Origin of the sequence: Geminisphaera colitermitum TAV2, from assembly GCF_000171235.2 — a bacterium.
In the GTDB taxonomy this organism is placed as follows: Bacteria; Verrucomicrobiota; Verrucomicrobiia; order Opitutales; family Opitutaceae; genus Geminisphaera; species Geminisphaera colitermitum.
The window spans coordinates 1-7,408 of the sequence record NZ_ABEA03000136.1; the positions used below are offsets into that span (position 1 = coordinate 1).

General features: G+C 62.7%; 7 protein-coding genes and 2 pseudogenes. 2 read left to right on the plus strand and 7 right to left on the minus strand.

Annotated elements, in window-relative coordinates:
- Window positions 1–39 precede the first annotated feature (39 nt).
- Window positions 40–1,491, minus strand: coding sequence for an MFS transporter (locus tag OBACDRAFT_RS16200; protein WP_043587418.1), 1,452 nt, complete (start codon window positions 1,489–1,491; stop codon window positions 40–42).
- A gap of 126 nt (window positions 1,492–1,617) precedes the next feature.
- The gene (locus tag OBACDRAFT_RS16205; RefSeq protein ID WP_043587420.1) at window positions 1,618–2,682 is read right to left on the minus strand and encodes a LacI family DNA-binding transcriptional regulator; all 1,065 of its coding nucleotides are present in this window, start codon (window positions 2,680–2,682) and stop codon (window positions 1,618–1,620) included.
- On the opposite strand from OBACDRAFT_RS16205, the gene OBACDRAFT_RS25615 reads away from it, so the two are divergent.
- Window positions 2,657–3,469, plus strand: a complete 813-nt coding sequence (locus OBACDRAFT_RS25615; RefSeq protein WP_052362135.1) for a type II secretion system protein — start codon at window positions 2,657–2,659, stop codon at window positions 3,467–3,469. The two genes, OBACDRAFT_RS16205 and OBACDRAFT_RS25615, sit on opposite strands and share 26 nt — an antisense overlap.
- Before the next feature lie 12 nt (window positions 3,470–3,481).
- Here the strand turns inward: OBACDRAFT_RS25615 and OBACDRAFT_RS16215 are convergent, their stop codons facing one another.
- The 4 genes from OBACDRAFT_RS16215 to OBACDRAFT_RS29955 all read right to left on the minus strand — a co-directional run bounded on the left by OBACDRAFT_RS16215 (window position 3,482) and on the right by OBACDRAFT_RS29955 (window position 6,146).
- On the minus strand, window positions 3,482–4,564 hold the full coding sequence (locus tag OBACDRAFT_RS16215; RefSeq protein WP_043587422.1) for a substrate-binding domain-containing protein: 1,083 nt from the start codon (window positions 4,562–4,564) through the stop codon (window positions 3,482–3,484).
- 2 nt (window positions 4,565–4,566) lie between these two features.
- Window positions 4,567–5,619, minus strand: coding sequence for an adenosine deaminase family protein (locus OBACDRAFT_RS16220; protein WP_081722120.1), 1,053 nt, complete (start codon window positions 5,617–5,619; stop codon window positions 4,567–4,569).
- A gap of 231 nt (window positions 5,620–5,850) precedes the next feature.
- A complete protein-coding gene (locus tag OBACDRAFT_RS30820) occupies window positions 5,851–5,985 on the minus strand; it encodes a hypothetical protein (RefSeq protein ID WP_269799077.1) in 135 nt (44 codons plus the stop codon).
- Entirely contained in the window at window positions 5,940–6,146 is a 207-nt protein-coding gene (locus tag OBACDRAFT_RS29955) for a hypothetical protein (protein ID WP_043587424.1), read from the minus strand. Before OBACDRAFT_RS29955 ends, OBACDRAFT_RS30820 begins: the two co-directional genes overlap by 46 nt.
- A 112-nt stretch (window positions 6,147–6,258) precedes the next feature.
- Between OBACDRAFT_RS29955 and OBACDRAFT_RS29960 the strand changes: the two are divergent.
- Window positions 6,259–6,858, plus strand: a pseudogene (locus tag OBACDRAFT_RS29960) (P-type ATPase actuator domain-containing protein); the annotation flags it as partial.
- A 206-nt stretch (window positions 6,859–7,064) separates the two neighbouring features.
- On the opposite strand, the pseudogene OBACDRAFT_RS29965 reads toward OBACDRAFT_RS29960, so the two are convergent.
- A pseudogene (locus OBACDRAFT_RS29965) lies at window positions 7,065–7,408 on the minus strand (hypothetical protein); the annotation flags it as partial.

Here is a 7,408-nt window from a genome sequence, read left to right on the forward strand (position 1 = left end):
GGCGGGCATGGTTGTCATGGCGTGAAAATTTTCAGGCGTTCACTTCGGGAATGGGGGGGGGGGAGGGGGGGAAGCATGACGTTCGTCCAAGGCACGTCGGATTTCTGCGACGCGGGATTCGTCGAGCGTGTAGGTTCGCATCACGCAGAGCGCGACCACGGCGCCGATCAGTGGCATGAAACAGTAGCTGTATTTCATCCACTGGAGGGTTTGTTGCGGCTGGCCGCCGAGGGTGGCGTCGAAGCCGATCCAGAGCAGGGCGAAGCCGCCAATCAGGGTGCCGGTTGAGTTGCCAACTTTGTCGAACCAGGCGAAGACGGCAGCGAGGAATGCTTCGTTGCGCTGACCGGTGAGGTATTCGTTGTAGTCAGCGATGTCGCCAAGCATGGAGGTTGTCATCAGCGTCAAGCCGGCGCCCGAGATGCCGTTCGCTGCAAGGACGATGAGTTGGAGCCAGGGATGCCCGGGGTGATAAACGACGAGTTTGGAGAGGCAGCCCAAAACGAGAACGCCAGCGGCAAGTTGGAAAGTGAGTTTCTTGCCGAGGCGGCGGGCAAGGGCGGGATAAACAAGGAGTGAACAGAGCGCGCCGGAAATCATGTAAGTGGAGCCGAGCACGCCGTAAACGGGTGCGGCGGCCTTCAAGTCTCCGCCAAACACGTAGTAGGTGTTCATGTAGATGCCGAACATGCCGACGATGTTATAGGTGAAGGTGGAAATGAAGCGCGCGGCGATGAGGCGCATCAGTTGCGGGTTGCGCCGGGCGTGCCGCAGCCCTTCGCGGAGGGGGATTTTTCTCTGGGTGGCGGCAACGTGTTTGTAGTTTTTTTCCCGACACAAAAAGACGGGGGCCAGTGCGAATCCGAGGAAGAGAATGGCGCAGCTTGTAGCGACCCAGCGAATACCGGATGTGGGGGAATCGAAAACGCTGAGCTGCATGAGAGGGAACACCCATTGCCCGAAAATCTGGAAACCGAGGGCAAAGACCACCGCGACCATGGCAACCTGTGTCCGTTCGTGGTAGTCGCCGGTGGCCTCAATCAAGAGGCCGTTGAGCGGCATGGCATACAGCGAGTGAAAGGTGTAAAACACGAGCGATGTGCCGACGAGAAACAGAAACAAGCCGGTCGAGCCGAGTCCGGTGGGAAACCACCAGATGAGCCCAAAAAAAAGGGCGAGTGGCGCAGCGGCGGCGGCGAGGAGCGGCAGGCGGCGTCCCCACGGAGAACGGAAATTGTCGGAGAACTGACCGAAGAGCGGATCGAGAATCGCGTCCCAAAGTCGTTGGATGAAAACCGCCGTGCTGAGAAGGGCGGGATTCACGCCAAAGGTCATGTTGTAAACCTGATTGACCAGCGTGTGGATCGTGCCGGCTGTCCCATCGGCGGCGACGCGTCCGCAACCGATTCCGATTTTTTCGCGGAGCGAAACGCGGTCTTCAGGGCGGGTGACCGAACGGGGGCTGGCGTCTGGCGAACGGGTGTTGGACATACGGGTTGTCCGCACAGTCACAGGGGGGGCGGGGGGGGGACAAGGCTTTCGCCGTTTTACTTGGTGAACGATGGTCGCCTGCCGCCTTTTCGTGTATCCATGTTTCCGAGTATCGTCGTATCCGTTTTACGGATTCCGATGCAAGGAGGGGCCGTCCACCCAAAAGCCTTCCACATGAATGCGCAGGGGATATTCGGGGTAGCCTTTTTCGTTGCGCTGGATCATGCCGATGAGCTGGTTGACAGCGGCGGCGCCAATGCCTCGCGCGTTCTGGTCAACGCCACCGAACCGCGGATGTTTTTGGTAATACGACACGACCGCGACTGCCATCTCGTCGCAGAGGCGCAGGCCGGTTTCTTCGAGTCCGATGGTGATGGTGGGGTCGGGCATGATCATCGCGTGCAGTTTGTTTTTTCCGAGCCAGTCGCGCACTTGTTGAGCCCAGCGTCGAAGGAGAGTTTTGTTGAGTCCGCCTTCTTCGTTGGGTGTGTCGTCCACGTGGCAGATACGAGGGCGGATACCGAGGCGGGTGCATTCACTGGTGTAGCCGCCGGAGTAGTTGTAATCGGTGCGTTCTTCAAAATCCGGCCAGGAAAACATGCCGATGTTGCGGTGCCCCATGGCGTGCAGGCGTTGGACGGCCAGGCGTGCGCATCGAAACTGAGCGTTGGTGACGAGGTGAAACACCGGCGTGTGTGAGTAGCCGAAGGCGACGACCGAGTAGTTTTCCCAAGGGAGTGGTTCGAGGTTGTGCGCTTGGGGCAGGGGAGGGACGAGCAGACCTTGGATTTGTCGGCTTTTGAGGATGCGGTTGAGACGGTTAATGGTCATGCCGGACTCCTGAAGCCACAGTTCCTCCATGTTGTAACCGGCTTGTCTGGCTTGTTCGCATGCGCCCTGCCAGTAGAGGTCGAAATCGGGGTTGCTGCGCAGGATGCCGCGATTCCGGAAGTTATTAAGCCAGGCAAAGGTGGCACGGTAGCCGGAACCTTTCTTTTGCTGCCGGTAAACGTTGAGCGCAGCGAGCATGGGGTCGGGCTCGTAGCCCATTTCTCGAGCCAGCGCCGTGATGCGTTCACGGGTTGCGGTGGTGATGGCCGGACTGCCGTTGAGGGACAGGGAAACGGTCGAGTGCGACACGCCCGCCTTGAGGGCAATTTGCCGCATGGTGACGCGCGGGGTGATTTTCATTCACCAAGTAAAATGGCGGGCATGTTGCAGCCCGCAAGCAAATGTCCAGAGTCGCGTCATGCTTGGTTTACCGCATGTATTTTTGACGCGCGCCACCTCACCCCGGGCGAAGGAGAGAGGCAGTCCGCATGGTTTCACGTTGATCGAGTTGCTGACGGTAATCGCCATCATCGGCATTCTGGCCGGACTGATATTCGCCACGCTGGGGCCTGTGCGGTTGCGGGCGCAGCAGGCGACTTGCATCAGCCGGGAGCGGCAACTGGGCGTGGCGTTCCAATTGTATGCCAACGAAAACAGGGACCGCCTGTTGCAACCGGAGGACGAGGGAACGAAGCGCTGGTATATCCTGATCGCTCCTTACGTTGACCTGGGGAAAACGCTTGCATCAACGTTGTCAAAACAGCCGATATTCCGCTGTCCAACGCAGTCGCAATATACGGATGGGAAGGGCATGTTTGGATACAACAAGACTCTGGAAAAAGTAGTTGATGAAAATGGCGGGGAGTCGGCTCCGGTGTCATTGGCGTCGTTGAGCAATCCCGGACAATTCCCCGTGCTGGCGACATCAGATGGCTCGGTAGGCGGTGGGTTGCGGTTGTCGAAAGGCGGACCGCCGCCCAAGGCGAAGGAATATGGTTACGTCGGTGGAGTAGACAACTTCGGCCCGTCTCCAAATTTTCGTGACAAGGCGATTTTTTTGTTCGCGGACTGGCATGTGGAGGCTCGCGGTGTTTGCGACCGCAATCAGTGGCCGTGGAAGGATACGGATACGTTTTTCCCGAAATAGCGAAGCGCGTCTTCAGGCGGGCGCTGGTCCGGTGGATTCGCCGATGAAGAGAGGGGCGGTTTTGGGTTGTTCGAGTGAGGGGAGGGGCCAGTCGGCACGACCCAGCATCCAGTCAACGGCTTTGCGCAGATAGGGAACACGCGAGGGGGATTGCAGGCAGGTGAGCGAGGGGATGAGAAAGGGGCCGAGGCCTTCGTCGTTGATGACGCAAAGGGAGATGTCGCGACCGATGCGGAGGCCCGCTTCGTGCAGGGCACGCATGCCGCCCATGGCGGCGTAAAGCGTGGTGCAGAGGAGCGCGGTGCCAGGACGCCGGCCAGAGCGGAGGAGGGCGGTGAGTTCGTCGCGCGCGGCTTCGATGCCGGCGGTCTCGGTGGAGTAGAGTTCGCCGTCAAGACCGTGCTGGTCGAGGAAACGTCGCCATTGGCCGATACGGGCTTCGATGACGGAGTTGTGGCCGTGGACGTTGAAGCAGTCGATGCGACGGTGGCCGAGGGTGACGAGGTGTTCGAGGAGTTTGCGCTCGGCGGCGTCGGGAAACACGGCGACGGAGCGCAGCCCTTGCGGGCTGGCGTCGTGATCGACGACGACAACACGGGCGGGGGCTTCACGGAGTTGCTTCATCAACCAGGGTTGCATGCGACTGCGGGGATGAAAAAACACGCCGTCATAACCGCCTTTGAGCGCGGTGCTGATGGCGGTGTCGCTGGCGTGTTCGTAGATGATGGAGCGTGTGACGGCACCGCGACTGGCGACGGCTTTTTCAATGTCGGTGCGCCAGCGTTCCACCTCGAACGAGGAGCTGGGCGGTCGCAGGCAGACGATGATGCGCTGCCGGGTGGTCGTGGTGCCGCCGCGGGCGTCGCCGTCGTGTGTATCGGGAGAGGCGATACGGAGGCGTCCGGTCGCGTCGCGGGCGATGGTGCCTTGGTCGGTGAGGTGGCGGATGGCGCGGCGCACGGTCTGGCGGCTGAGTCCGAGTTCAGCGGCGAGTTGGCGTTCGCCGGGGAGCCGGGTGGCGCCGTGGTCGCCGTGGTGGATGCGTTTCATCAGCGCATCGATGGCGAACTGCGTTTGGGTGTCGGGCCGGGCCATGGTCAGGCAGAAGCGAGTGTTGCGATGGCGGACTGCATGGCGGTGCGCGTGGCGTGGGGGATGTCGGCGACATCCCAGCCGTTGCAGGCGAGTTGCGCGAGGGTGGCGCGGGTGAATCCGGCCTCGGTGGCGAGGGCGGCGTATTCGCCGTTGAGGGTGTTGCCGAAGAGGAGCGGGTCGTCGGTGCTGAGGGTGCAGCGCACGCCGGCGCGCAGGAGGCGGGCGAGGGGATGGGTGGCAAGCGAGGGGGCGACGCCGAGTTTGACGTTGCTGATCGGGCAGGTGTCAAAGGTCACTCCGCGTTCGGCGGCGAGGGCGACGACGGCGGGGTCTTCGATGGCGCGCACGCCGTGCTGGATACGGGTGACTCCGAGTTGTTCGATGGCTTCGCGCACGCGGTCGGGGCCGTCAAATTCGCCGGCGTGGCTTTTGGTGATTTTGCCTGCGGCGCGCAGGCGTTGCCACACGGGAGCCGTCCAGGCTTGGGTGGGCGCGGCTTCGTTGCCGTGGAGGTCCACGCCGGCGAGGCCGTCCCAGTTTTCGAGGTCGTCGATGACGGAGCGCAGGGGGCCGTCGTAGCTGTCACGGAGCATGCCGGCGAAGATGCGCACTTCGAGTCCGGCGGGGACGGCGGAGCGGATGGCGGAGAGAATTTCACGTCCGGGGGTGTGGATGAAGCCGATGATGGGGAGGTGAAAACTGATTTCGACGTAGCGGACGTTTTGCGAGAGGTGTCGGGCGAAGACGGCGCGGGCGGCGTCGTGGTAGCGTTGCGCGGAGGTGAACCAGGGGACGGCGTGGCCGAGGAGGAGGGCGTCGAACGAGGGGAAGTCAGGGAAGCGGTGCGCGGGGGAGAGAAAGGCGGGTCGGGCGGGGAAGCGGGCGGGGTCCCACTGGTGAAGGAGTTCGTAGGGTAGCGCGCCTTCGAGGTGGAGGTGGGTTTCGGTCTTGGGCAGCGATTGGATGAAGGCGTCGAGGGAATCGGGGGGGGCGGGGCGGGAGGGCTGGCGGGAGGATGTGCTTGAGGTGGATGGTTGTGGGTCGGGCGTTGGCATGTGGCTGTCTGGTAAGGCGAATGTTCAACAGCAAAGGCAGGGGGCTCAATGTTCAAAAATTAAGCTTGGGCCTTCGATGCTTTCACCCACTCAACTTGTCGAAGAACCAGTGTTTTTGAACTTGGGCGTTGAGAGTCGGGCGATTGAGAGCTTGGTGAGAGCAATGGCAGGTAATCCTAATTATATCAGCATTGATAATGGCGACGGGGCGGAGCCGGGGTTGCAGGCGGATCAGCGGTTGGTGGACCGGGCGTGGTTGCGGATCGGGATCGGGCTGGCAGTGGCGGGACAAGCAATGGTGTTCAGCCTGGGATTGAATATCACGCCAGCGGGGGGGGGGGGGGGGGGGAGTATTGGGTGGTGCATGGCGGGTTGATGGCGAGTGCGTTGCTGGTGCTGGGGTTCTTGGGAGGGGATTTGATGCGGTCGGCTTGGGAGGCGGTGAGGGGGCGGCGGGTGAGTATCGATTTGTTGTTTTTGCTGACGTTGTTGGGCGCGCTGGCGGGGTCGCTGGTGAGTTCGTTCACGGGGACGGGGGCGGTATATTATGAGGTGGTGGCGATTTTGATCGTGGTACACACGGCAGGAAAAATGTTGGGGGCGCGCAGTCGTGTGGCGGCGTTGCGCGGGGTGGCCTTGATGAGGCGACGGTATGATCGCTGCATTGTAATTAAAAAGGGACTACAGACGGAGAGGGACGTGCCGGTGGCTGAGGTGACGGCGGAGGATCGCGTGGTGGTGGCGCCGGGCGGGGAGATTTGCGTGGACGGGGTCATCGTGGAGGGGGGGGGGTATGTGCAGGAAACGTCGATGACGGGCGAGTGGCAGCCGGCATCACGCGGGGTGGGCGACCGGGTGCTGGCGGGGACGCATTCGGTGGACGGACGGCTGGTGATTCGTCCTGCGTCGGACGGGGTGGGGGAGCGGCGGATCGACCGGATTCTGGCGGCGGTGGAGCAGGCGAGGCTGGCGCCGTCGCGCTGGCAACAACAGGCAGACCGGTTGATGGCGTGGTTTTTGCCTTTGGTAGCGGGGGTGAGCGCGGGGACGTTTGTCGTGTGGTTTTGGATACTGGGGGCGGTGTGGGACCGGGCGTTGTTCAATGCAATGGCGGTGTTGCTGGTGGCGTGTCCGTGCGCGATGGGGCTGGCAACGCCGGTGGCGGTGTGGGGGGGACTGGCGCGGCTGGCGTCGTTGGGCGTGGTGGCGCGAAGCGGGGATTTTCTGGATGCGTTGTCGCGGGTGGATGTGGTGGCGTTTGACAAGACGGGGACCTTGTCGGAGTCGCGGGTGCGTGTGCTGGGGTGGGAGTTCGCAGAGGCGTGGCGCGGGGCGGAGCGCGAGGCGTGGCTGCGCGGGGTGGTGGCGGCAGCGGAGGCGGGCGTGGCGCATCCGGTGGCGCGGGCGCTGGCAAATGCGGAGTGTGGAATGCGGAATGCGGAATTTCAATCCGTCCGGGTGGTGCCGGGGCAGGGGGTGGTGGCGACGGTGGCGGCAAGGCAGGCGTTGAACGCTGAACATTTAACGTTGAACGTTGAACATTTAGTGGGGCGAAGCTGCGCTTCGTCGGCTGGGGATGGCGTCGATGTGTGCGAGGTTCGGGTGGGGGAGCGGGCGTTTGTCTGCGGTGGGGCGGAGGATGCGGGGGGGGGGGGAAGCGGGTTTGCGTGTCGGTGGACGGGGAACTGGCGGCGGTGATCGCGTTGGGCGAAACGTGGCGCGAGGGGTTGCGGGAGACTTTGGGCGAGTTGCGGGCGATGGGGCTGACGGTGGAAGTGCTGACGGGCGA